Source organism: Undibacterium paludis, from assembly GCF_022568815.1.
Classification (GTDB): Bacteria; Pseudomonadota; Gammaproteobacteria; order Burkholderiales; family Burkholderiaceae_D; genus Undibacterium.
Window position 1 is genome coordinate 223,050 of sequence record NZ_JAKZHX010000003.1, and the last position, 24,088, is coordinate 247,137.

The following is a 24,088-nucleotide window of genomic DNA, read 5'->3' on the forward strand; positions in this document are numbered from 1 at the left end:
CCGGAGCCATGCAAGCTGGTCAGTAATTGCAGCACGGTGGCAAAAACAAGAGGAGGTATCCGCATGAAATTTGCCGACATACGCCACCACGCCCTATCCCTGCCTGAATCGACCGAAGCTCCGCATTTCAATTACACCTCTTTCCGTGTGCGCGGAAAAATTTTTGCGACCGCTCCGCCTGAACAGAAACATGTCCACATCTTCCTGCCGGAACAGGAACGTGAAGCCGCCCTGCCCCTGGCTCCCGAATATCTGGAAAAATTGCTTTGGGGCGGCAAGGTCGTAGGACTGCGCGTCACCATCAGCAAAGCCAAACCATCCCTGGTCAAACAACTGATCAGCAAGGCATGGGCCGGCAAAGCCCCAAAGAGCCTGCTCACAAGAATCTGACAGAACGCAACAAAAAAGTCGCCCTGGTCGCGCCGATGTATGAACACGGCCAATTCCTGACGGTTTCATGTACGTAGAAATACTGGGATTGTCTCTTTCATCTACAAAAGCCTCCTTTCGCCTGTTGCAAGCCCTTGTTCCGACAAGGAAATGTCTTATACTTGCCCCGAACAACAATAGATAGAGAAGAAGGCACCAGCCCTTACTTAATCCAGTTCGCCAGTCAACGGCACAGGACTAACTCTCACAATTCAAAACAATGTAGGAGACAATTGATGACACCTTTACTTTCGCTATCAAAACTCATTGATGCGATCAATGAAAAAATCGGACAAGCTATAAGCTGGGCCTTGCTGGCTTCGGTACTAATTTGTACTGGAAACGCACTGATACGTTATACCTTTAACATCAGCTCAAACGGCTGGCTGGAGATTCAATGGTATCTCTTCGCTGCCATCTTCCTGCTCGGCAGTTCAGCTACCTTGCGCAGAAATGAGCATGTTCGTATCGACGTCGTTGCCGGGCGCTTTTCCAAACGCACCCAGGTGTGGATAGATATTTTCGGTTTTCTGTTTTTTCTGCTGCCAATGGCTGGACTGATCCTGTATCTGGCTACACCTTATGCCTTGGAATCAATGCGCAATCAGGAGGTATCGAGTAATGCTGGTGGCCTCATCGTCTGGCCTGCCAAGTTATTGATACCCACAGGTTTTTTGCTACTGACTCTGCAAGGTGTGTCTGAACTGATCAAACGCATAGGTTATTTGCAAGGCCTGGTGCCAGCAAGTGCGTTTGAAAAACATGCAGTCACGCCTCAAGAAGAGATTGAAGCGATCAAGAACGCCAATAATCTCAAATAAATATTAAAAGCGGAGACATGAAATGACGGAGTTTATTATCGCCAACATGGCACCCATCATGTTCGCCACGCTAGTGGTGTTCTTGCTATCCGGTTTTCCGGTAGCCTTTTCACTGGCCGCTAATGGCCTGTTCTTTGGTTTTCTTGGTATAGAATTTGGTCTGATCAAGCCTGAACTATTACAAGCCTTGCCAAACCGCATCTTTGGCATCATGTCGAACGACACCTTGCTCGCCATCCCCTTCTTTACCTTTATGGGCCTCATCCTTGAACGCTCAGGGATGGCCGAAGATTTGCTCGACACCATAGGCCAGCTATTTGGTCCTTTGCGTGGAGGTGTCGCCTATGCAGTGATTTTCGTCGGCGCCTTGCTGGCAGCTACCACTGGAGTCGTGGCTGCCTCGGTGATTTCGATGGGCTTGATTTCACTGCCGGTCATGCTGCGTTACGGCTATGATAAAAAAGTCGCATCAGGTGTGATTGCAGCATCAGGGACACTGGCGCAGATCATCCCTCCGTCACTGGTATTGATCGTCATGGCGGATCAACTTGGCCGCTCTGTCGGCGACATGTATCAAGCAGCATTTGCTCCCGGTCTGCTGCTGACCCTGATGTACGCTGGCTATATTCTTATCATTTCGATTGCTAAACCGAGCTGGGTTCCAGCCCTGCCGCCTGAGGCACGCAATCTGCGCGAGGCAAACGGTGACAGTGGTGTACGCTCCTTGCTCGGATTGATCGTCGTCTGCATCGCCACCAGCTTTGCCTTCGCAAAATACTATGGAATGAATCATCCCGATGCCCCTGCTGACGAGCTTGGCATTTACTCTGCGGGTATCGGCATCGCCTGTGCATTCATTCTTGCACTGATCAATCGCAAATTGAAAATTGGCCTGCTCTCACGCATGGCTGAAAAAGTCGTCTTTGTACTGATTCCACCACTAGCCCTGATCTTCCTGGTCCTGGGTACTATTTTCATCGGTATCGCAACACCAACTGAAGGTGGTGGTATGGGTGCATTTGGTGCCATGGTGCTGGCCATCCTGAATCGACGCCTGAGTTGGGATCTGACCAAACAGGCCATGGGTTCCACCTCCCGTCTGTCCTGCTTTGTGGTTTTCATCCTGATCGGTTCGACTGTATTCTCCCTGGTATTCCGAGGTGTCAACGGTGATTTGTGGGTGGAACATCTTTTAACGTCCCTCCCCGGCGGCAACACTGGTTTCCTGATTGTTGTCAACATCATGTTTTTTGTGTTGGCCTTCTTCCTTGATTTCTTTGAACTGGCCTTCATCCTGGTTCCTCTCGTTGGGCCGGTCGCAGAAAAAATGGGGATAGACCTGATCTGGTTCGGTGTCTTGCTCGGCGTTAACATGCAAACCTCTTTCATGCACCCTCCGTTTGGTTTTGCACTTTTTTATTTGCGTTCCGTAGCACCAAAAGAAGTGAAGACATCACACATCTATTGGGGGGCTGTACCTTTTGTCGTTGCCCAGGTTCTGATGGTGACATTGATCATAAGTTTCCCGAGCATTGTGTCTGTCGACAAAAAGGCCAATATGAAAGAGGACGTGAAACTCAATATTGACATCCAGGCTCCAGATAGCGAACCGGTTAACTTACCACCTGGCGCGAATAGTCCGGACGAACAAAAACCTGGCGAACCCAAACCCGACGAACCAAAGCCGGAAGACCCTCCTTTACCCAAGTTCACCCAATAAACAAGGTAAGGATACCTAAAGAAAAAACCCGCTAACGCGGGTTTTTTTATGTATGCCAATGTAAATGCTCAGTGCAGCAGGATGATCAGACTTACTGAAAAATACAATTTAATAGCACAAAAAAACCGCAGGCAAAGCTGCGGTTTTCTTGCGGCAACTGAAGATTATTTCAGCGGACGCGCCATACTGAAGCGTGCGAATGACTGCTCTGCCACATTAAACCATTGCCCCTGATTATTTCTGAAAGCAACCCAGTCATCATAGACCTTCTTGAATTTTGGATTTTTTGCCGCCTCTTCAGTAAACGTTTCCTGAGCAGCCTTGAAGCATGCTTCCATGACAGGCTGTGGGAATGGTTTCAAGGAAATTTTGTTTTGCAATAAACGTCCTAATGCTGCCGGATTCTTGGCATCGTATTTCGCTTGCATGTCAACGTGCGCTTCAAATGAAGCCACCTCTATCGCGTGCTGGAACTGCTTGGGCAACTTGTCCCATTCTTTTTTACCTACGTAGAAGGACAGCTGCGCGCCACCCTCCCACCAGCCTGGATAATGATAAACTTTGGCAACCTTGTAAAACCCCAGTTTTTCATCATCGTATGGGCCTACCCATTCGGCAGCATCAATTGTTCCTTTTTCCAGGGCTGGATAAATATCGCCACCAGCAATCTGTTGTGGAACAGTGCCCAGCTTGGTCAACACCTTGCCAGCAAAGCCGCCAACCCGGAACTTCAAACCTTTGAGGTCTTCAACAGTTTTGACCTCTTTACGGAACCAGCCTCCCATTTGCGTACCGGTATTTCCGCCCAGGAAATTAACCACATTATATTCAGCAAAAAATTCACGCATCAGCTTCATGCCATTCCCGTGCAACATCCATGCTGTCTGTTGACGTGATGTCAGCCCAAAAGGAACGGCGGTATCAAATGCGAAAGTTGGATCTTTTCCGAAATAGTAATAAGAGGCGGAGTGACCAATTTCTACTGTGCCACTCTGAACAGCGTCAAGCACCTGAGTACCTGGAACAATCTCACCACCAGCAAAAGGACGGATAACGAATTTGCCATCAGTCAGCTCTTTAACACGATTACAAAATACTTCCGCTGCGCCATAGATCGTATCGAGGCTTTTAGGGAAGCTCGATGCCAGTCGCCAGTTGACGGTTGGTGCATCTGCTGCCATTGCCGGCAAAGCAGCCACGCCTGCCGCTGTGCCTACTGATGCTTTTTTTAGAAAGGAACGACGTTCCATGCTGTCTCCAATTATTGAGGAATATCCGGACAAAACTCCAGGATAAGCGAGTTATCAAAACGCATTACAGATCAGAAATTGACCGATTTTTATTCTATTGGGCTACAGGAATGCCCGCAATCAATGATTATATTGCAACGCAACAAAACCATATCAAAAAACATCTTCCTGTGTGCCTGCAGCATCAATCAGATGACAAAATCCCTTAATAAAACAGACACTTAGGATAAAAATTCTTCGCCTGCACTGATACTTCATCAATCAGGCTTAAGTATTTCTACGTAAGCTCATATCACACAATTTCCGGCCTAATTGCCAGCAATCGTCATTTCCTCAATCAGGATGGATCCAGTCTGCTTTGTGCCGCGAACCAGAGCATCATTCCCCACCGCCACGATTTGCTCAAACATCCGTCCCATATTACCAGCAATGGTAATCTCTTCGACCGGGTACTGGATCACGCCGTTCTCTACCCAATAGCCGGATGCCCCACGCGAATAATCACCAGTCACATAGTTGACACCCTGCCCCATCAATTCGGTAACAAGCAGACCCCTGCCCATTTTTTTCAGCATACCGGCAAAGTTATCTGCACGCTTTGTCAGGGATGAGGTCAGTGCCAGATTGTGTGAACCACCGGCATTGCCCGTAGTTTGCATACCCAGCTTGCGTGCCGAATAAGTGGACAGGAAATAGCCTTGCAATACGCCATTGTCGACAACATTTCGCTTTTGCGTTCGCACACCTTCATCGTCGAACGGAGATGAGCCGACAGCGCCAATAATATGCGGATCCTCCACAACCTGAATATGGGAAGGGAAAATCTGCTTACCCAGGGAATCAAGCAGGAAAGTTGACTTTCTATACAGAGCACCGCCTGACGTTGCCTGCACCAGTGCGCCAAGCAAGCCTGCCGCCAGAGGCGCCTCAAACAGAACCGGGCATTTGCGTGTATCGAGCTTACGTGCATTTAATCTTGCCAGTGCACGCTCAGCGGCATAACGGCCTATGGCTTCAGGCTCGGCCAGCTTTTTGGCATTGCGCTGGGAAGAATACCAGTCATCCCTTTGCATTTTGCTCCCCCTGCCGGCAATAGGCGCAACAGAAATAGTATGACGTGAAATGGGATAGCCCCCCATGAAGCCACGCGAATTGGCGGCGACAAAATGCGATTGCTGGGCATGCACGCTGGCGCCCTCGCTATTGGTGATGCGCTTGTCGACGTCAAAAGCAGCCGCTTCTGTATGTTTGGCCAGCTCTATGGCTTCTTCAGCGCTGATCAGCCAGGGATGGCAGAGCTTGAGATCATGCGGCGCCATTTCCAGCATGTCGGCGTCTGGCAAGCCGGCACAGTCATCTTCAGCAGTAAAGCGGGCGATATTGTAGGCAGCGTCGACCGAATCACGCAGGGCTTGCTCTGAGAAATCCGAGGTACTGGCATTACCGCGGCGCTGGCCGATATAAACAGTAATACCAATACCCTTGTCGCGATTCTGCTCTATGGTTTCAACCTTGCCTTTGCGTACGCTGATCGATAATCCGCCACCTTCGCTGATTTCAACTGCGGCATCGGATGCCCCTTTTTCGCGGGCAAACCGCAACATATCCTGTGCAATTTGCTTGAGTTGATCCTGGGTATGGGTAAAAACTGGTTTGCTCATAGAGGAAATTTCTGTATAGGCTGGGCTAAAAGGACTAAGCTGGAATTATCGCAATAATGTGGCTGCCAGCCGCTAACAGCCGTTAAAGCAGCGGGCAAACCGGGCATTTCTGCATATTCTCAGGCTAAAAGGGGTATCATAGCAGCCGTTTCATTAAGTTAATAGTAAAGGCGCAGAATTATGCCAAATCCAAATCGTGGCTCATGTGGCTACCAATCCAATGAGTTCGAACAAGAATACGAACGCCCCTCCAAGTCACAGTTAAAACGCGAAATGACCGCGCTGCAAAAGCTGGGAGAAGAACTGGTTGAGCAAGCGCGTGAACGCGTCAAACGCGTCCCCATGCCGGAAGACGTGCGTGACGCCATCCTCGAATGCCAGCAAATCAAGGATCACGAAGGCCGTCGCCGCCAGATGCAATATGTGGGCAAGAAAATGCGTACCCTGGATGAAGAAGAAGTCGCCCTGATCCAGAAGACCATAGACAGCTGGAAAGGCGCCTCCAAGTCAGAAACCGCCGCCATGCATGCACTTGAGCGTCAGCGTGAAAAACTGCTGGCTGACGATAGCGTACTGACCGAATTACTAAGCGCAAACCCGCAACTCGATGTGCAGCAATTACGCACCCTGATACGCAATGCGCGCAAAGAACAGGCAGAAAACAAGCCGCCCAAGGCTTATCGTGAAATTTTCCAGATATTGAAAGAATTGCAAAAATCCAGGAAAAACGCTACCACTGATGACAGCGACGATGCCGAGCTTGACGAAGAGCAGGACGATGAGTACAGCGACAAGTAGTCAGGGCCAGGTGGTGGATTCGACAACAGGACAGTTGAAGATCGGTCTGGTATCGATCTCTGACCGCGCTTCTGCCGGTATCTACCAGGACCAGGGCTTGCCCGCCCTGCAAGAATGGTTCGGCAAGGCCCTGAGCAGCCCCTGGAAAATGGTGACCCGCCTTATCCCCGACGAACGTATTGCGATCGAACAGGCGCTGATCAGCCTGGTGGATGAAGAACAATGCCATCTGGTCATCACTACCGGCGGCACCGGCCCGTCCAGACGCGATGTCACGCCAGAAGCAACTCTGGCGGTAGCCAGCAAGGAGATGCCTGGTTTTGGCGAACAAATGCGCCAGATCAGCCTGCAATTCGTACCAACTGCCATCCTGTCACGTCAGGTAGCCGTCATACGCGAAACCGCCGATCATGCAGCCCTGATCTTGAATTTGCCCGGTCAGCCCAAGTCCATCAAGGAGACGCTGGAAGGCTTGAAGGACAGTGAAGGCAAGCAAGTCGTGGCCGGTATTTTTGCAGCGGTACCGTATTGCATAGACCTGATAGGCGGTCCCTACATAGAAACAGATGACAGCATCTGTAAAGCATTTCGCCCGAAAAGTGCGATACGCACCAAACCCGCAGATTGAGGCCGGGCTGCAAATCGCATGGCAAGCATACTCACCCACCCTGTCATCCCGCTGACTTGCGGTTTGATACTGGGCACAAGGATTGTCTCGTGGCGCCTGATCTTGCTGGGTATGGCATGCGCCATTCTCCCTGACCTGGATGTAATTACTTTCAAACTGGGTATAGACTATCAGTCAGCACTTGGTCATCGCGGCGTCAGCCATTCACTGCTGTTCGCCATACTGGCCGCAAGTTGTGCAAGCTTCTTTTATCGCAGTTTGCAGACTACGCGCGTGAAGGCCTGGTGGTTTATCGCCCTGGCAACAGCTTCGCACGGCATGCTGGACGCACTGACGACTGGTGGATTGGGCGTAGAGTTTTTCTGGCCGCTGTCTGAGGAGCGGTTCTTTTTTCCCTGGCAATTCATTAAGGTATCGCCAATTGGCGTCAATCGCTTTTTGACAGCGCGTGGCCTGCAAGTGCTGCAGTCAGAATTATTGACAGTCTGGCTACCCTGCGGCCTGCTTTTACTCGGCGTAAAATCAGCCCTTTATTTTACTTCTTCAAAACCATCATCATGACAGACAAATTACTCGACACCGTAGAACTTGAGAGCAAACCCAACCCCACCGTTGCCATCATCTGGATGCATGGCCTGGGGGCTGACGGCAATGACTTTGTTCCTATTGTCAATGAACTGGATTTGCGCGAATGTCCTGGCATACGGTTTATTTTTCCGCATGCACCGGCAATACCGGTTACCCTGAACAATGGTTATGTCATGCCCGCCTGGTACGATATTTTTGGTACAGACCTGACCAGGCGTGAAGATGATGCAGGTTTGCGTACTTCACAAAAAAGCATAGAGCAATTGATCGCCCGGGAAAATGCACGCGGTATCGCAACTGACCATATCGTATTGGCCGGTTTTTCCCAGGGCTGTGCGATGGCCCTGCAAACCGGGCTGCGTCATTCTGAAAAACTGGCCGGACTGTTGTGCCTGTCAGGCTACCTGCCCTTACGCGACGTTATTGCTGCAGAACGCCATGCAGCAAATCAGGGCACACCCATTTTCATGGCGCATGGTCGCATTGATCCTGTGGTACAGATTCAACGCGCCGAAGAATCCCGCGAAATACTGAAAGCGCTGGGCTATCAGATTGAGTGGCATGAATACATGATGCCGCATTCAGTACACCCCGATGAGATCAGGGACATTGCTGCCTGGCTCAAAAAAGTACTGCCGCAATAATACCTGCAATACGATGGCGGCATTGTCCAGCCAGGGCTTTTTGCTGATTCCGAGTTTTCTGAATCACGAAGAGCTGGCACTTTTACGTTCTGCCTGTCAGCCCATAGAAAAGGAATATGGGCTGCGTCAGGTCTTGCAATGTCAGCCTGACATTGCTGCCGCACTACCGGCATCAAAACTGACCGACGTCCTGCATGAGTTCGGCATGCAAGACGCCCGCATCGTGCGCAATCTCTTTTTCAATAAAAATGCAGCACACAACTGGCTGGTTCCCTGGCATCAGGACATGACTATCTGCACAGACAGAAAAGCTGATATTGACGGCTACAGCAAATGGACTGTCAAGCAGGACATTCATCATGTAGAACCACCAGCCAGCATACTGGAAAACATGCTGACGCTACGCCTGGCACTTGACGACAGTGATGCAAAAAATGGGGCATTGAAAGTGATTGCAGGCAGCCATCGTTATGGCAAGCTGAGTGCACTGCAAGTACAGGAACAGGTCGGCAGACAAGCCCCGGCATTTTGTGAAATGCGGGCCGGGGATCTCTTATTGATGAAGCCTTTGTTACTGCATGCATCCGACAAATCCATCCATGCACAACAACGTCGAGTCCTGCATCTGGAATATAGCAAGACGAGCCTGCCATTACCAGTTCGCTGGGCAGAACAAGTCGGACTATAACAGCCTTCATCCGATAAAGTAATCGCTCAACTTAAATTCAGGCGAGCAGGCAAAGTACGCACCCACGCGACTGTGACATGCTTCAGGCCCAAGGCAGGTTTCTCTATGACATGCCACGAGATGACCGCCAGCAGCAAAGTGACCAAGGTTGACAACAAGGCCATCTGCCACACCATGATACCTGGCCACAATGCCGCTATGGCTTGCTGGACCGGGAAAGCATAGATGTACACGCCATAAGAATAGTCACCCATCGCATTGTATTTTCTGGGCATGCCCGAAGGCAGGTAGGCCAGACAAACGACAACATAGGCAAGCGACAAGGTATACAACGTAAAAAACAGGTCCTTGCTGACAAGGACCGAGCTGATCAAAAAAGGCAACAGCAGAAAAAGTGCTGTGTGCTTCAATACGATTTTGTCACTCAGCATATACATGCTGGCGCCAGAGAAAAACATGAAGAGAAGGCGCTCAAACTGCATTTTTTCTGCCATGCGACTATCCATGAGCAAGGCATCTGGCGGAAAGAAATGACGGAGAAACACCATGACGCAAGCAAACATGGCGATAGAGAGCAGCAAGTATCTGAAGGCCCTGATACGCGACTGCTTCAGCAAGGACAACACGCACCAGCAAAACAGCAGTATCAGGTACATCCTGATTTCGAATGGCAAAGTCCATAGCGAGCCATTCACTGCGTAGGGATAAGGATTGTGTGCAAATACACCAGGCAAAACATAGGCCACACCGTTGTACAGGCTCAGGCATTTGACAAGATAGTTCAGCGTCTCAGGCGCAAGAAAGTAGGCTGCGAGCGATAGTTGTGTAAAGTAGGGTCCCAGGACCAGTACCGTCAACAGCAGCATGACAGCCAGCGCGGGAAAGATGCGCAGGATGCGGGCACACAAGTAGTCGCTGAAACTTTGCTTGCTGACCAGGCTGCCACACACCAGCATGCCGCTGATGATAAAAAATATGTCGACAGCCACCGTCCCCGGGGTCACACCCCAGCGCCCGCCCCAGGGTTCCGGCAGTCTGAGCAAGGCAAAGCTGTGGCCAAACAAGACGGCAAGCGCTGCCACCATGCGCAACAGGTTCAGGTTATTGTCGCGCAGCCCGCTAACATCAGCCAGGCGCATGGCGGCACGCGCTACTGCTATGATGCATAGTCTTTCAGCATCTCAAGGTCAATCTGCACAGAGGCGTCTCCGGCAGACATCCATATCTGCCCATCCTGGATGGTGCATTGCAATTGCATGGTGCGTTGTGCAAGTTTTTCCAGGGCCTGACTTTGCGTTGAAGGCACATTCATGACACGCAGATTCTTGGCGCGGTCCAGACGGCTATTCATCGCCTTCCACCAGATATCACTGGCGCTGGCAAAGCTGTAAACTATGACCTGCTCAGAACGACCACAGGCTTTCAGCAAGCGCCTGTCATCAGGCTGGCCGACTTCACACCATAACTGTATGGCGTCGGTATAGTCTTTTTCCCACAGATCAGGTTCTTCTGTATCGGAAATACCCTTGCCGAATTCCAGACGCTCAGATGCATGAATGGCAAAAGCCAGCACGCGTATCATCATGCGCTCATCAGTTTCAGATGGATGACGGGCGATAGTCAGGTTATGGTCGGCATAATAGCCACGGTCCATGTCTGAAATATTCAGGTCAGCTTTGTAGATGATGGATTTGAGAGCCATTACTTGAACACCACCGTCTTGTGACCATTCAATAAGATGCGATGTTCGACAAAGCATTTGACAGCACGTGCCAGTACCACGCATTCGACATCACGGCCTATGGCGGTCAATGTTTCCGGCTCCATGGAATGATCAACACGCTCCACATCCTGCTCAATGATCGGGCCTTCATCGAGATCACCTGTGACAAAATGCGCTGTGGCGCCTATCAGTTTGACACCGCGTTCATGTGCCTGATAATACGGCTTTGCGCCCTTGAAGCTGGGCAGGAAGGAATGATGGATATTGATGGCTCGCCCCCTTAGTGCATCACACATTGTTGGTGACAATATCTGCATGTAACGGGCCAGCACGACGAGTTCAATGTCATTGCTGGCGACGATTTCCAGCACTTTGGATTCTTGTGCCTGTTTGGCCTCCATGCTGGAGCCCGTCGCCAGAGGCAGGTGATGGAAAGGAATATTATAGCTGGCAGCGAGCTGATAAAAATCCGTGTGATTCGATACGATGGCCTTGATCTCTACCGGCAGCAAACCACTTTTGTAGCGAAACAGCAGGTCATTGAGGCAATGACCTATTTTGGATACCATGATCATCACGCGTGGCTTGTGATGGGCATCGTGCAGTTGCCAGTTCATCTGCATGCTGGCGCCCAAGGCGGCAAACTCTTCACGCAGGCTGGCATCGCTGATGCTGGAATCTTCTACCGCAAAATGCACACGCATGAAAAAGGTCGCAGACTGCGCATCACCAAACTGGGCTGAATCAATAATATTGCAGCCATGATTGGCAAGAAAACCCGATACGCTATGCACGATGCCACGCTGATCGGGACAGGATAAGGTCAGGATATATTCTGGTCGTATAGTCATGATTTTTATTTTTCTGCTTCCTGGCCCTCAATTTTCAGGCCAAAAACAAATTAAATTCGTTATTTACTTAATGCAACTAAAAAATTAACCGCATATTGTCGCACATCAGGCGGATAATTCACAAAGCAGACTTTCAATTAAACAATCACAACAAAAAGCACGATCGTTCTTATTCGTGTATAGTCACTGTTCCGACCAGCTCTTCAAGAACCTGGCGAGAAGCAATTTCATGCCTTATGCATACACACAATTCACGTACCAATCACGTACTAATGACAGGGAGACAACATGACCACACTCAACAACCAACAATTCCGCCTTGCCGCCCGCCCCGTAGGCTCGCCCAAGCACAGCGACTGGAATCTGACAACAGAAGTCGTACGCGACATCACAGACGGCGAAATTGTCGTGCAGACCATCTATATCTCGCTGGACCCGGCCATGCGTGGCTGGATGAATGAAGGCAAATCCTATATACGCCCGGTCGCCATCAACGAAGTCATGCGCGCTGGCGGCATAGGCAAGGTGATTGCCTCCAAATCCCCCAGATTTGCTGTCGGCGACTATGTATCCGGCGGCACTGGCGTACAGCAATACTGGGTTGGCCCGGCGGATGACAAGACTGCCGGCTTCTACAAGGTTAATCCCAAGCTGGCCCCGCTGCCCAAGTACATGAATGCCCTGGGCATGCCCGGCATGACCGCCTATTTCGGCCTGCTTGATGTAGGCCAACCCAAAGCTGGCGAGACTGTGGTCGTATCAGGCGCAGCCGGTGCGGTTGGTCAGACCGTGGGTCAGGTCGCCAAGCAAAAAGGCTGTCGTGTTGTCGGCATAGCCGGCGGCAAGGACAAGTGTGACTTTGTTGTCAATGAGCTCGGTTTTGATGCCTGCATCGATTACAAGACCGGCTCGGTCAAGGACGGTTTGAAAGAACATTGCCCCAATGGTGTCGACGTGTATTTCGACAATGTCGGCGGCGAGATTCTCGACACCGTGCTGACCCGCATCAATATGAAAGCCCGCATCATCATTTGCGGAGCGATCTCGCAGTACAACAACACGACCCCGGTCAAAGGCCCGGCCAATTACCTGTCCCTGCTGGTTAACCGTGCCCGCATGGAAGGCATAGTCGTCTTTGACTACGCCGCCCGTTATGGCGAAGCCGTGGCAGAAATGGGTAAATGGATGGCCGAAGGCAAATTCCAGACCCGCGAAGATATCGTCCAGGGCCTGGAGACCTTCCCCAATACCTTGATGATGCTGTTTGAAGGCAAGAACTTCGGCAAACTGATCTTGCAGGTTGCTGAAGAATAAATTTGCCTGGCCAACGGCAGATTTGCAAAATGCAAATCTGCCAGCAGTTATGCGGTCATATTTCAGGTGTCACGAGCGGCAGATGAAAGAATAGATGCACCCCCTGATCAAGCGAGCTCTCCAGCCTGACACTCCCCTTGAATATACCCTGTACCAGATTGTGGACTATGTACAGGCCTAAACCTGAACCACCCTGCCCCAATTTGCTGGTATAAAACGGCTCAAATACCTTGTGGTGCAAATCCGGCGGGATACCGATGCCGTCATCTGCATAATCGAGCGCCAGTATCTCACCCTGCAAACTGGCATTGATAATGATGTGCTTGCCAGTACCGGTTTCAAAGCCATGCGTCAGCGAATTCATGATCAAGTTATTGATGATCTGTTCCAGATGACCGGGAAAGCTGTCCATCATCAACCCCTGGGGAATACGGTTATCAACACTGACCCCCATCCTGTTGATCATGCCGCCCAGCGCGTTGATACTGTCCTGTACCGCAATGCGTACATCAAACAAACGTCGCCGCTGACTGGTCTGGTCTACAGATACGCGCTTGAAACTCTCTATCAATTCACTGGCACGGCCGCCGCTGCGCACGATCAATTGACTGGCATCACTACATTCATCAAGTGCATGCATCAAACCGGAACGTGTCAATTTGCCGCTGTCTATGGACTGATGCACCTCCTTCAGGCGTTCTGCCAGCGTCGATGCTGCCAGCAGCATATTACCTATAGGCGTATTCAGTTCATGCGAAACACCTGCAACCAGCACCCCCAGCGAAGCAAGTTTTTCTGACTCGATGATTTGCGTCATGGCGTGGCGCAATTCACGCGTACGCTCTTCCACACGCAATTCCAGCTGCTCGTTGAGAATACGCAATTCTTCTTCTGCCTGCTTGCGTTCGGATATGTCTACATGAGTGCAGATCATGCGCATGGGCTGCCCGTTTTCATCACGGCTAACTATCATGCCACGATCGACGACCCACTTCCAGCTGCCATCCTTGCATCGCAACCTGTGTTCACTGTGATAGCGTGGCATGGCGCCGTCAAAATAAGCCTGCATTGCCGCCTTCACCAGCGGCAATTCGTCAGGATGTACCAGATCCAGCCCACCTTCAACAGTGGCCGGGATTTCATCAATTTCATAGCCATGCATGCTGACCCAGCATTGTGAGTACAGTACATGGCCAGTCTTGATATCCCAGTCCGACACACCATAACCGGCCCCCTCCAGGGCAAAACTCCAGCGCTCTTCACTCTCGCGCAAGGCTTCAACGGCCTGTCTGTGAGCCTGCCGCTGGCTTGCCTCACTCATTTCCCGTTTGATGGCGGGTGGCAGGCGTGCCAGATTATCTTTCATGACATAGTCATGCGCCCCCGCCTTCATCAAGGCCACGGCAGCGTTTTCGCCGAGTTCGGCAGAAACCACAATAAATGGCAGATCCAGGCCAGACTCACGCAACAAACCCAGTGCCGTATTGGTGTCAAAGCGCGGCAGATTATAGTCAGACAGGATGACGTCCCACTGCCCTCCTGAAAGGGCCTCACGCATCTCTGACTCGGTTTCCACACGCAACATCCGGACATCAAAATCAGCACGTCGCAGGCACAGCATGACCAGCTCTGCATCCATGTCAGAGTCTTCGACCATCAACAAAGCCAGCTGCGTCGCCATGTCAACCTGATGTCATGTCTTGTTGTTTTTGCTGCTCTACTTGTGAGGACTTTCGTTAATCACTAGCCAATACAGCCCCAGTTGCTTGATCACTTCGGCAAATTGCTGGAAATCCACGGGCTTGCGTATATAGCTGTTCACCCCCAGGTCATATCCGGCAGCCACATCCTGCTCTTCCCGTGAGGAGGTCAGGATGACGACAGGCACCCTGTGCGTGCGCTTGTCACCCCGTATCTGTCGCAAAACCTCCAGCCCATCTACTCTGGGCAACTTCAGGTCAAGCAAGACCAGCATAGGCAGATTATCCTCTTCGCGATCAGCAAAAGCACCCTGGCAAAAAAGATAATCCAGACCTTCCTGGCCATCCTGTGCAATTACCAGTTCATTGGTGATATGACTTTTCTTGAACGCCCTTTCGGTCAAGCCTATGTCACTGGGATTATCTTCTATCAATAGGATAGTTCCTGTGCTCATGGATTTCCCTTCAAAGTGAAATAAAATATTGCCCCGGCACCTGGCTTGGCATCTGCCCAGATACGACCACCGTGACGGGAAATAATTCTTTGCACCGTTGCCAGGCCTATGCCAGTCCCGCCAAATTCACTGGCCTTGTGCAGTCGCTGGAACACACCAAACAGCTTGTGCGCATATTGCATGTCAAAACCGGCACCATTGTCTTGCACAAAATAAGCAAAGACCTTTTCCTGCGAAGAAGGCTCTTCCACCTCCGCAGAACCAAAAGATATCTGGGCCGGCTGTTTCATTTTAGAAAATTTGGCCGCATTTTCGAGCAAATTCGTCAACACGACCTCCAGCAAACGACGGTCCCCCCAGGCATGCAAGCCGGGAGCAATTATGAAATCGAACTGACGTCCGGGATTATTCTCCTGAATGCGCCTGGTGACAGTCAGTGCCAGATCAGTCAGGTCTATATCACGCATATTCAGTGCAGCACGCCCCAGCCGGGAAAACTGCAACATGTCATCAATCAATTGCCCCATGCGCTGACTTTCGGCCCTGACCCTTTCCAGGTATTCCTGGCCAGTCGCATCAAGTTGCACGCCATAATCCTCCTGCAAGGCAAGGCTCCAGCCATCAATGCCACGCAAAGGGCTTCGCAGGTCATGCGAGACAGAATAGGAAAATGCTTCCAGCTCCTTGTTCGCGGCTTCCAGTTGTGCGGTGCGTTCCTGCACCTGTTTCTCCATACTGTCATTGGCCAGACGCAGTTCCGCCCTGGCCCGCTCGGTCTGGGCCAGCAGGTTGCGCATCTCCTCTGCAGCCTGCAATTGTTCGCTGATGTCTGTATGCGTGCCTATCATGCGTATCGCCTGGCCCTCGGCATTTTTTGCCACGACCATGCCACGTGACATGACCCATTTCCAGCTACCGTCCTTACAGAGCATGCGCTGCTCTATACTGAAAAAATCCGTTTTACCGGACAGATTGTCGTCAAGCTGGGCAAAGGCGCGGGCCGAATCTTCCGGATGGGCCAGCCTGGTATAAGTATCGAGCGTTCCAGGCAGTTCATCTACTTCGGTATAACCGAGCATTTCTTTCCAGCGCCGTGAATAGATGACTTCATTGGTCACCAGGTTTAAATCCCAGACACCGTCACCGGCCCCTTCCAGCGCAAATTTCCAGCGGAATTCACTTTCCTGCAGTTCAGCGACGAAACGATCGAGCCGCTGCTGCATGGAATTCAAGGCATTGACCACCTGTTCCAGTTCATCACCTGCGACTCTGGCGCTTTCCTTACGTTCCAATACCAGCTCTTCGACCCGGCCACCGGCAAACAGACGGTCAGAGAACGAGGCAATTTTCTTCAGATGCCGGCCTATCATGTACTGAAACAACATCAGAATGAACAGCGATACCAGGAAGGTCTTGATGGTCTGACTGATCAGAATCACCACGACCTTGTCACGCAAACGGTGGTATACGCCTTCCAGGTTTGCCAGCAATATCACCTTGCCTATGTGAACCTGACTTTTCCTGTGGTTGAAACTCAGGGAAAATTCATGGCGTATGACGTGTGAGCTGATCGCCTGCCCGGCCTTTGCTACCAGAATGTCCTGATCGGTACGCACTTCGCCATATTGCATATCTGGCAATCTCATGATGCCGTTTAATTGCAATTCCAAGTCGCGTATGCTGGTCACCCAAAGGCTAGATGAAAGGCTTTCCTGGTAGCTGGCCTGTATTTGAACCATCTGCGTTTCTATATCGCCAACTTCGCGCTGATAATCAAGCGCCAGCTGGAAAACCGTAGAAACCAAAGTCACAACCGAGCTGAACATGAGGATGGCAATCGCAATCCTGCGCCCAAGGCTATTGCCGGTAGCGATGCCCCAATGCCCCAGGAGTTTACGCATTCAGCCTCCGGCGACAGGCTGGTAGCGCTTCAACACAGAATCGAAAATACGCTTGTGGGTGCCGTCCTGTTTCATTTTGCGTATTTCTTCTGCCAGTCGTGGCAGCAGGGCCTCATGTTTTTTGTGCAAATACAAAAACCAGTCCCCTTCGACGAAGGCAGGCTCCATGATGTTGATATCCTTCAAACCCATACTCTGGATAAAATGCAGGCCTTCCAGTTTTTCTATGACAGCAACGTCAATACGCCCTTTGTCCAGCATGGAAAACAGTTGGGTGCCTGTTTCCAGTTTGGAGAGCGAATGCGGGTCAATGATGTTACGTTCAAGGATTTTCCAGCCTGTCAGTATGCCTACATCAAAAGACTTGAGGCTGTCCGAACCTTTTACCGTGAAGCGGGGTTTGCGTGTGAAGACCACCATCTGGTAAATCATGACTGATTCAGGTACGCGAACCAGATTGGGGTAAGATTTATCGATGCCCAGCACACGCGAAACGTCACCGTCATCAATGCCGCTGTTGACATTCAACAAACTACGTTCCGCCGACATGGGCTGGATTTCTATTTTAATGCCGACACGCCTGAACAATTCGGCATAAAACAGATCAAGTACACCGTCACGCCCTGGCGAAGTGATAGGTGCGAAAAAAGGGGTATTCAGCACCAGGGTCTGTTGTGCACTGGCCGTTGTTGCCGGCAGCATGGCAAGCAACCAGACCCAAACCCACACTTTTAATCGCATGCGCATGATCAACCCCATTTTTTAGGCAGGAGAAGCAGGCACTACAAAAATTATTTACAGCTTCACTTTCCGCCGTATTTCTGCCGATGTCAATCTGTCTTCAACATCTGTGACATCTGCAACAGCGGGAAGTCAAGGCTTCATCGTATCCAGGCTGACAGCCAGCTTAGACCAGCGCTGGTCTGGGCTTTGGGGCGATACTCGCAACCTATCCAGCCCTGATAGCCAAGCTCGTCGATCAACTGGAACAAATACGGGTAATTGACTTCGCCGAGATCGGGTTCATGCCTGTCCGGCACACCAGCGATCTGGATATGAGCGATGCCTGCATGCGGGCGCGAAATGTCACGCTTTAACTTGCTTGCAACATCCCCTTCAACAATCTGGCAATGATAGATATCGAACTGTACACGCAGGTTTTCTACCCCTACTTCTGCGCAAATCTCCTGTGCCTCGTCCTGGCGATTGAGAAAATAACCCGGTATGTCACGCGTATTGATAGGCTCAATGACAACGGTAATGCCTTCCCTGGCCGCCAACAGGGCAGCATAGGCCAGATTACTCAGGTAGACAGCCCTGTGCTTTTCCCTGTCCTGGTCAGGCTGTATCAGGCCAGCCATCACATGCAGGGTACGGTTGCCAAGTACACGTGCATATTCCAGTGCCAGATCAAAGCCCTGCTTGAACTCATCTTCCCGCCCCGGTAGCGAAGCAATGCCACGCTCGTTCTGCGCCCAGTTACCTGGCGGCGCATTGAACAATACCTGCTCCAGGCCATGGGCATCAAGCAGGTCACGCAAAGTCTGCGCCGCATAATCATAAGGAAACAGGTATTCGACGCCTTTGAAACCGTCCTTTGCTGCTGCAGCAAAACGTTCGGTAAATTCAAATTCGGTGTACATCATGCTGAGATTGGCAGCAAAACGTGGCATATCTGGCTCCTTATCTTTTTGCGTAACGTTGCGCCATGACAGCACACACCATTAATTGTAGTTGATGAAACAGCATTAAAGGTAATAAAACCATACCTACCGCATGACTGGCAAACAAAACCTTGGCCATGGGCGCGCCGCTGGCCAGGCTCTTTTTAGAACCGCAAAATACGATGGTGATTTCATCTTCCTTGCAAAAACCCAGTTGGCGACTGACCTGCATGGTCAACACCATGATAATCGTCAGCATGACAGCGCTGATGCCCAGCAACTCCAGCAGCATCAAGGGCGGCAATTGCTGCCACAGGCCTTGCACTACAGCTTCACTGAAAGCGACATAGACCACCAGCAAAATCGAACTTTGATCAACCATTCTCAAGCCACTTTCATATTTCCCCAGCCAGACTTGCAGCCAGGGCCGTGCAATTTGCCCGGCAAGAAAAGGCAGCAATAACTGATACACGATCTTCAATATGGCATCCAGCGAGGAATGGCTTTCCCCATTGGCGACTACAATGAGACTGACCAGCAACGGTGTCAGAAAAATGCCCAGCATATTGCTGGCAGAAGCGCTGCAGACAGCGGCAGACACATTGCCGCGGGCAACCGACGTAAACGCAATTGAAGACTGCACGGTGGATGGCAGGACGCAAAGAAACAATATGCCCACGTACAATTCAGGTGTCACCAGATGCAGCAGCACTGGCTTGAGCGCCAATCCCATCAAAGGGAAAACTGCAAAAGTAAACAGCATCACCAGCAAGTGCAAACGCCAGTGAGTAATTCCAGCGATGATGGCCTGACGCGACAATTTGGCACCATGCATGAAGAACAACAAGGCGATCATGCCTATGGAAAGCCGATCAAAGCCCTGGGCCACTATGCCATGTGCAGGAAAAAAACTGGCCAGTGCCACTACAGCCAGCAATAATAAGGTCATGTTATCGGGTAAAAAACGGGGGCGCTTCATCTTGGCAATAAGAAGTCAATGTAATTTGATTGTACTTGAAGAAATCAAATGCCCGACTCCGCCCCGATTATTCACGCACATTTACTATGGCAAGTAGCCAGATTCCAACAATCCGTCTCAGACTACACAGGAGAGCACACAGATAATCACCACCCACTGAACTAAGTCATCTACCGATACAATCACAGGGATTTACACAAACGACAATAAAATGGATACAAAACATCATTTACATTTTCGCCGTGCCATAGAAACAGATGTCAACGCCATGATGACAATACGTCTGGCTGTCAAAGAAAACGTCTTGTCCAACCCTGCCCTGGTGACACACCAGATGTATCTTGATTACCTTGATACCCTGGGCCGGGGTTGGGTATGCGAGCGCGCCGGTGAAATCATCGGGTTTTCTTATGCTGCGAGCGAAGACAGCAGCATCTGGGCCCTGTTCATCTCGCCAGAACATGAAGGCTGCGGTGCAGGTCAGGGCCTGCTGAAACTGGCTACAGACTACCTGTTCAGCCTGGGGAATGAAACAATCAGGCTGGGTACGGCAGCCAATACCCGTGCCGACAGATTTTATGCAGCGCAGGGCTGGATCAGGGGTGAGATGAAAAATGCGGTTGAGGTCGGATATACCTTACATAAGGGTATATAAGGGTGGCGCCTGATGCCTCAGCCCGGCCCGGCTCAGTCCTGTTCCGCCGCTGCAATAGCCTGCCCGGCCGTTACTATCTCCGCCGGCACCACCGCAGGTAAATAGATATCGCAAAATTCCGGCGGCATGCGGCGGGCTCGGCCACTGCTCAACTCTATGCAGACCAGGTCCCACCGTCCGCGCAATACCGTGACCTGATCGCTGTTCCGTATCAATTGGAAACGCCTGTCCATGGTCAGCTTGCCGTCACTGGCGTACAGCCAGGTCGCCAGTGTCAATTGCTCTCCCAGCACAGTGGGCAGCACATAGTCATACTCGCCCCGACGGATTGCCATGGCACGATCCAGGCGCTGGTAGTCAGCAAGATCAAGCCCCAGAGCTTCTGAGTGTGCCCATGCGACTTCTTCACACCAGCGCACATACACCGCGTTATTGGTGTGATTCAGACCATCGATATCAATGTCCTTCGGTGAAACCTGACGCGTAAATGCCTGCGGATAATCCCAAACCATCACATACCTTCTTCTGTCCTGACGAGAAACAAAATTATAGTGTACTTGTCATGCATCAGACAGACGCCATGCCGACAGTACACGGCTCGTCTTCAAGCTAATCGATACCTGGGAGTGCTGCCAGACCAAGTCAGGTTACAGCAGTCTACGGTGTACGAACATCCGCCCCCATTGTTTGCATGTAAATACCATCTCTTACATGTCATAAATTGCATATTTTACATGTATTTATTGAAATTAATGTCAAACCACGACGATTTTCGCTGGCATGGCTCTTGCCAATATGCTCATGCGACCGTCTTTCAAGGCTGAGCAGTACGCAGCACAGGATGGATCAGTCGCACTTTAGTTTTTTGTTTTTCCCATGAACTTGAGCACCTTGTAACAGTAGTCAATGAATACCTGTCTGTGTCCAGCAAATACAGAACCGGATGCAGCCCGGACATTTTCGTACTTTCAATCACCAATGAATCAGGAGAACATCATGACACCTATACCCAGCCCCGTCAGCCAAGTCAGCATCTATCCTTACATCCCGGATGCCCCTATTGTCGTGCCAGCTGTATTTGTAGAAGGCAGTGGCACCTACTCGGTAGGCACCCTGGGACTCAGCATTTTTTACAATCTGGACCTGACCTCGGGCATGCCGAAATTCGGCGGCGTACATGCGGGCAACAAGTATTACGCCATTGGCAAGGACGCCTCAGGAAAAGAGCTGCAAACGACCTGGCTGACTTGCCTCAAAGGCGGTGATGCCCCACAGTTTGGCCGCACCACTACCCTGGGCCAGCCAAGAATCGAGGCAGATGCCACCACCAGCAACAGCGCCGATATCGCCTATCAGATTCATCTTTCTGGGATCACCGTTGATATGTATGTCAACCCGACCGAACCATTGATAGTCCCGCTGATTGAAGGTGGTAAAGGCATAGCGACTTTCGCCGGGCTTTTGCCAGGCGGCACCTGGTCTGTCAGCGTAGCGGGCGGTGAACGCATCAACCCACTGCATTTGGGCATGCCTGTCACCATACGTGGCACCAATGTCGCAACAGGCAAACCTTTCAATATCCCCGCGACACTGGTGACAAGAAATACTGGCACCGTGGCGGAATTTGTTCAGGTGCGCTGATGCTGCCAATGCGGCTAATGCTGCTAATACTTAAGGCAGCAATAGCCTGAAGAAGCGAGAAATAGAGCCGCGAGACGCACGCGCGTGTCACGGCTCACTTGCAAAAACCCGCTTAACCACCAGTCGTTAGTATCATCGCTATCAGGGCAATCACAAGCCAAGCTCCTGCCAGATCTGATCTACTCTGGCTTTCACTTCGGGCGCCATCTGTATGGTCGTTCCCCATTCACGGCTGGTTTCACCTGGCCATTTATTGGTTGCATCTATACCCATCTTGCTGCCAAGACCGCTGACAGGTGAGGCGAAATCCAGGTAGTCAATGGGCGTATTGTCAACCAGGGTCGTATCACGCAAAGGGTCCACCCTGGTGGTGATAGCCCAGATCACTTCTTTCCAGTCACGGATGTTGACATCTTCATCAACCACCACAATGAACTTGGTATACATGAACTGGCGCAAAAAGCTCCAGACACCGAACATGACACGCTTGGCATGGCCTGCATAGGCTTTTTTCATTTGCACGACAGCCATGCGATAACTGCAGCCTTCGGGCGGCAGATAAAAGTCGGTGATTTCGCTGAACTGCTTTTGCAGCAGAGGGACGAAGACCTCATTCAGGGCCACACCCAATACAGCAGGCTCATCCGGCGGTTTGCCTGTATACGTAGAATGGTAAATCGGGTCACGGCGCATGGTGATACGGTCTATGGTAAACACCGGGAACCAGTCCTGTTCATTGTAATAACCAGTATGGTCGCCGTAAGGGCCTTCCAGTGCATGCTCATAACCACTCGGGTGGTTCTCATCAGGATAGATATGCCCTTCCAGCACAATTTCAGCCGATGCCGGCACGCGTAATTCGCTGCCTATGGCTTTCACCAGCTCGGTACGGCTGCCACGCAGGAGTCCGGCAAACTGATACTCGGACAAACTGTCAGGTACCGGTGTCACCGCACCTAATATAGTAGCGGGGTCTGCACCAAGTGCAACCGCAATCGGATAAGGCTTGCCCTTGTTGACGATGCCATGCTCACGAAAATCGAGCGCGCCGCCACGATGTGCCAGCCAGCGCATAATGACTTTATTGCGACCCAGAACCTGCTGACGATAGATGCCCAGGTTCTGGCGTTTTTTATTGGGACCTTTGGTAATCACCAGACCCCAGGTGATCAGTGGAGCTATATCGCCGGGCCAGCAATGCTGTATGGGTAAGCGGGCCATGTCAACGTCGTTGCCTTCCCAGACGATTTCCTGGCATTTGGCGCCACGCAGCTCTTTGGGTGACATGTCCCATACGGCTTTGACGAGGGAACCCATACCGAGGATTTCTTTAAACCCTTTGGGTGGCTCCGGTTCTTTCAGCGCCGATAAAACATGCCCTATCTGGCGCAACTCACCCAGATTTTCTGCTCCCATGCCAAGCGCGACACGACGTGTCGTACCAAACAGATTGCCCAGCACTGGTATGGTATGACCGACAGGTTTGGTGAACAACAACGCTGGCCCTTCAGCGCGCAAAGTCCGGTCACAGATCTCGGTCATTTCCAAATGTGGCGAAACAGGCAAGTCTACCCGTTTAAGTTCACCATTCTCTTGCAATTGAGAAATAAAATCTCTCAAATCAGAATATTTCATCATTTTTCGCTTTTTAGAATCTCTGCATTAGTCGCGCTAGCAACTTCTGCCAAGTGCTTGATTTTATTGAATTTTGCTGCGTCGCAGCACAATTCATAAGACATAAAAGTTATCAAAACACATTTTGATAGTGTTGACTTGATATAAAACCACCCCTACAATTCGCCCAACTTGATGAAGAGGTTAATGACTTCCGCCACCTTCGATGCAAAGAAGGTAACGCCAGCACGGTAACATCATTCACGGGGATCGGGCCCCACATAACATTGTAAGGATTGTTTTCAAAAGGCGTCTGCCTTATCCCGAAAATAGTTGTTTGTCACTGGACACACCATGACCAGGT

At 51.0% G+C, this 24,088-nt stretch carries 24 protein-coding genes; 11 read left to right on the plus strand and 13 right to left on the minus strand.

Features of this window, described 5'->3' with window-relative positions; all coding sequences use genetic code 11:
* The first annotated feature begins 63 nt into the window (after positions 1-63).
* From LZ463_RS07680 to LZ463_RS07690, 3 genes are all read left to right on the plus strand, one after another.
* Positions 64-390 carry an MmcQ/YjbR family DNA-binding protein gene (locus LZ463_RS07680; protein ID WP_241455027.1) on the plus strand — a complete coding sequence of 109 codons (327 nt, stop codon included), beginning with the start codon at positions 64-66 and terminating at the stop codon, positions 388-390.
* 275 nt (positions 391-665) lie between these two features.
* Positions 666-1,250: a TRAP transporter small permease subunit gene (locus tag LZ463_RS07685; protein WP_241455028.1), complete on the plus strand. Its 585-nt coding sequence runs from the start codon at positions 666-668 to the stop codon at positions 1,248-1,250.
* A 22-nt stretch (positions 1,251-1,272) separates the two neighbouring features.
* On the plus strand, positions 1,273-2,970 hold the full coding sequence (locus tag LZ463_RS07690; RefSeq protein WP_241455029.1) for a TRAP transporter large permease: 1,698 nt from the start codon (positions 1,273-1,275) through the stop codon (positions 2,968-2,970).
* Positions 2,971-3,134: 164 nt separating this feature from the next.
* Here the strand turns inward: LZ463_RS07690 and LZ463_RS07695 are convergent, their stop codons facing one another.
* Positions 3,135-4,220: a TRAP transporter substrate-binding protein gene (locus tag LZ463_RS07695; RefSeq protein ID WP_241455030.1), complete on the minus strand. Its 1,086-nt coding sequence runs from the start codon at positions 4,218-4,220 to the stop codon at positions 3,135-3,137.
* A gap of 308 nt (positions 4,221-4,528) precedes the next feature.
* Entirely contained in the window at positions 4,529-5,881 is a 1,353-nt protein-coding gene (gene pmbA, locus LZ463_RS07700; protein WP_241455031.1) for a metalloprotease PmbA, read from the minus strand.
* Between the two features lie 180 nt (positions 5,882-6,061).
* Here pmbA and yjgA point away from each other — a divergent pair, with 180 nt between their 5' ends.
* The 5 genes from yjgA to LZ463_RS07725 are packed head-to-tail and all read left to right on the plus strand — an operon-like array spanning position 6,062 to position 9,227.
* Positions 6,062-6,679, plus strand: coding sequence for a ribosome biogenesis factor YjgA (gene yjgA, locus LZ463_RS07705; protein WP_241455032.1), 618 nt, complete (start codon positions 6,062-6,064; stop codon positions 6,677-6,679).
* A complete protein-coding gene (gene mog / locus LZ463_RS07710; protein ID WP_241455033.1) occupies positions 6,660-7,307 on the plus strand; it encodes a molybdopterin adenylyltransferase in 648 nt (215 codons plus the stop codon). The genes yjgA and mog overlap by 20 nt, the downstream gene beginning before the upstream one ends.
* 18 nt (positions 7,308-7,325) lie before the next feature.
* On the plus strand, positions 7,326-7,868 hold the full coding sequence (locus tag LZ463_RS07715) for a metal-dependent hydrolase (protein WP_241455034.1): 543 nt from the start codon (positions 7,326-7,328) through the stop codon (positions 7,866-7,868).
* Entirely contained in the window at positions 7,865-8,539 is a 675-nt protein-coding gene (locus tag LZ463_RS07720; protein WP_241455035.1) for an alpha/beta hydrolase, read from the plus strand. Before LZ463_RS07715 ends, LZ463_RS07720 begins: the two co-directional genes overlap by 4 nt.
* 13 nt (positions 8,540-8,552) lie before the next feature.
* Entirely contained in the window at positions 8,553-9,227 is a 675-nt protein-coding gene (locus LZ463_RS07725) for a phytanoyl-CoA dioxygenase family protein (RefSeq protein ID WP_241455036.1), read from the plus strand.
* A gap of 26 nt (positions 9,228-9,253) precedes the next feature.
* Here the strand turns inward: LZ463_RS07725 and LZ463_RS07730 are convergent, their stop codons facing one another.
* The 3 genes from LZ463_RS07730 to purU are packed head-to-tail and all read right to left on the minus strand — an operon-like array spanning position 9,254 to position 11,801.
* Positions 9,254-10,366, minus strand: a complete 1,113-nt coding sequence (locus tag LZ463_RS07730; RefSeq protein ID WP_241455037.1) for an acyltransferase family protein — start codon at positions 10,364-10,366, stop codon at positions 9,254-9,256.
* Between the two features lie 17 nt (positions 10,367-10,383).
* Positions 10,384-10,929, minus strand: a complete 546-nt coding sequence (locus LZ463_RS07735) for a YaeQ family protein (protein WP_241455038.1) — start codon at positions 10,927-10,929, stop codon at positions 10,384-10,386.
* A complete protein-coding gene (gene purU / locus LZ463_RS07740) occupies positions 10,929-11,801 on the minus strand; it encodes a formyltetrahydrofolate deformylase (RefSeq protein WP_241455039.1) in 873 nt (290 codons plus the stop codon). The genes LZ463_RS07735 and purU overlap by 1 nt, the downstream gene beginning before the upstream one ends.
* A gap of 288 nt (positions 11,802-12,089) precedes the next feature.
* Here purU and LZ463_RS07745 point away from each other — a divergent pair, with 288 nt between their 5' ends.
* The gene (locus LZ463_RS07745; protein WP_241455040.1) at positions 12,090-13,115 is read left to right on the plus strand and encodes an NADP-dependent oxidoreductase; all 1,026 of its coding nucleotides are present in this window, start codon (positions 12,090-12,092) and stop codon (positions 13,113-13,115) included.
* Between the two features lie 55 nt (positions 13,116-13,170).
* Here the strand turns inward: LZ463_RS07745 and LZ463_RS07750 are convergent, their stop codons facing one another.
* The 6 genes from LZ463_RS07750 to LZ463_RS07775 all read right to left on the minus strand — a co-directional run bounded on the left by LZ463_RS07750 (position 13,171) and on the right by LZ463_RS07775 (position 19,814).
* Positions 13,171-14,796 carry a hybrid sensor histidine kinase/response regulator gene (locus tag LZ463_RS07750; RefSeq protein WP_241455041.1) on the minus strand — a complete coding sequence of 542 codons (1,626 nt, stop codon included), beginning with the start codon at positions 14,794-14,796 and terminating at the stop codon, positions 13,171-13,173.
* A 36-nt stretch (positions 14,797-14,832) separates the two neighbouring features.
* Positions 14,833-15,270: a response regulator gene (locus tag LZ463_RS07755; protein WP_241455042.1), complete on the minus strand. Its 438-nt coding sequence runs from the start codon at positions 15,268-15,270 to the stop codon at positions 14,833-14,835.
* The gene (locus tag LZ463_RS07760; protein ID WP_241455043.1) at positions 15,267-17,171 is read right to left on the minus strand and encodes a PAS domain-containing protein; all 1,905 of its coding nucleotides are present in this window, start codon (positions 17,169-17,171) and stop codon (positions 15,267-15,269) included. The genes LZ463_RS07755 and LZ463_RS07760 overlap by 4 nt, the downstream gene beginning before the upstream one ends.
* Positions 17,172-17,918 (minus strand): substrate-binding periplasmic protein, encoded by a 747-nt coding sequence (locus LZ463_RS07765; protein WP_241455044.1) that lies wholly within the window; start codon positions 17,916-17,918, stop codon positions 17,172-17,174.
* Positions 17,919-18,052: 134 nt separating this feature from the next.
* Entirely contained in the window at positions 18,053-18,844 is a 792-nt protein-coding gene (gene otnI, locus LZ463_RS07770; RefSeq protein WP_241455045.1) for a 2-oxo-tetronate isomerase, read from the minus strand.
* Between the two features lie 10 nt (positions 18,845-18,854).
* Entirely contained in the window at positions 18,855-19,814 is a 960-nt protein-coding gene (locus LZ463_RS07775; protein WP_241455046.1) for a bile acid:sodium symporter family protein, read from the minus strand.
* A gap of 211 nt (positions 19,815-20,025) precedes the next feature.
* On the opposite strand from LZ463_RS07775, the gene LZ463_RS07780 reads away from it, so the two are divergent.
* Positions 20,026-20,469: a GNAT family N-acetyltransferase gene (locus tag LZ463_RS07780; protein ID WP_241455047.1), complete on the plus strand. Its 444-nt coding sequence runs from the start codon at positions 20,026-20,028 to the stop codon at positions 20,467-20,469.
* 32 nt (positions 20,470-20,501) lie between these two features.
* Here the strand turns inward: LZ463_RS07780 and LZ463_RS07785 are convergent, their stop codons facing one another.
* Entirely contained in the window at positions 20,502-20,981 is a 480-nt protein-coding gene (locus LZ463_RS07785) for an acyl-CoA thioesterase (protein WP_241455162.1), read from the minus strand.
* 484 nt (positions 20,982-21,465) lie between these two features.
* Here LZ463_RS07785 and LZ463_RS07790 point away from each other — a divergent pair, with 484 nt between their 5' ends.
* Entirely contained in the window at positions 21,466-22,110 is a 645-nt protein-coding gene (locus LZ463_RS07790) for a hypothetical protein (protein ID WP_241455048.1), read from the plus strand.
* A 150-nt stretch (positions 22,111-22,260) separates the two neighbouring features.
* Here the strand turns inward: LZ463_RS07790 and ubiD are convergent, their stop codons facing one another.
* The gene (gene ubiD / locus LZ463_RS07795) at positions 22,261-23,745 is read right to left on the minus strand and encodes a 4-hydroxy-3-polyprenylbenzoate decarboxylase (RefSeq protein WP_241455163.1); all 1,485 of its coding nucleotides are present in this window, start codon (positions 23,743-23,745) and stop codon (positions 22,261-22,263) included.
* Positions 23,746-24,088: the final 343 nt, after the last annotated feature.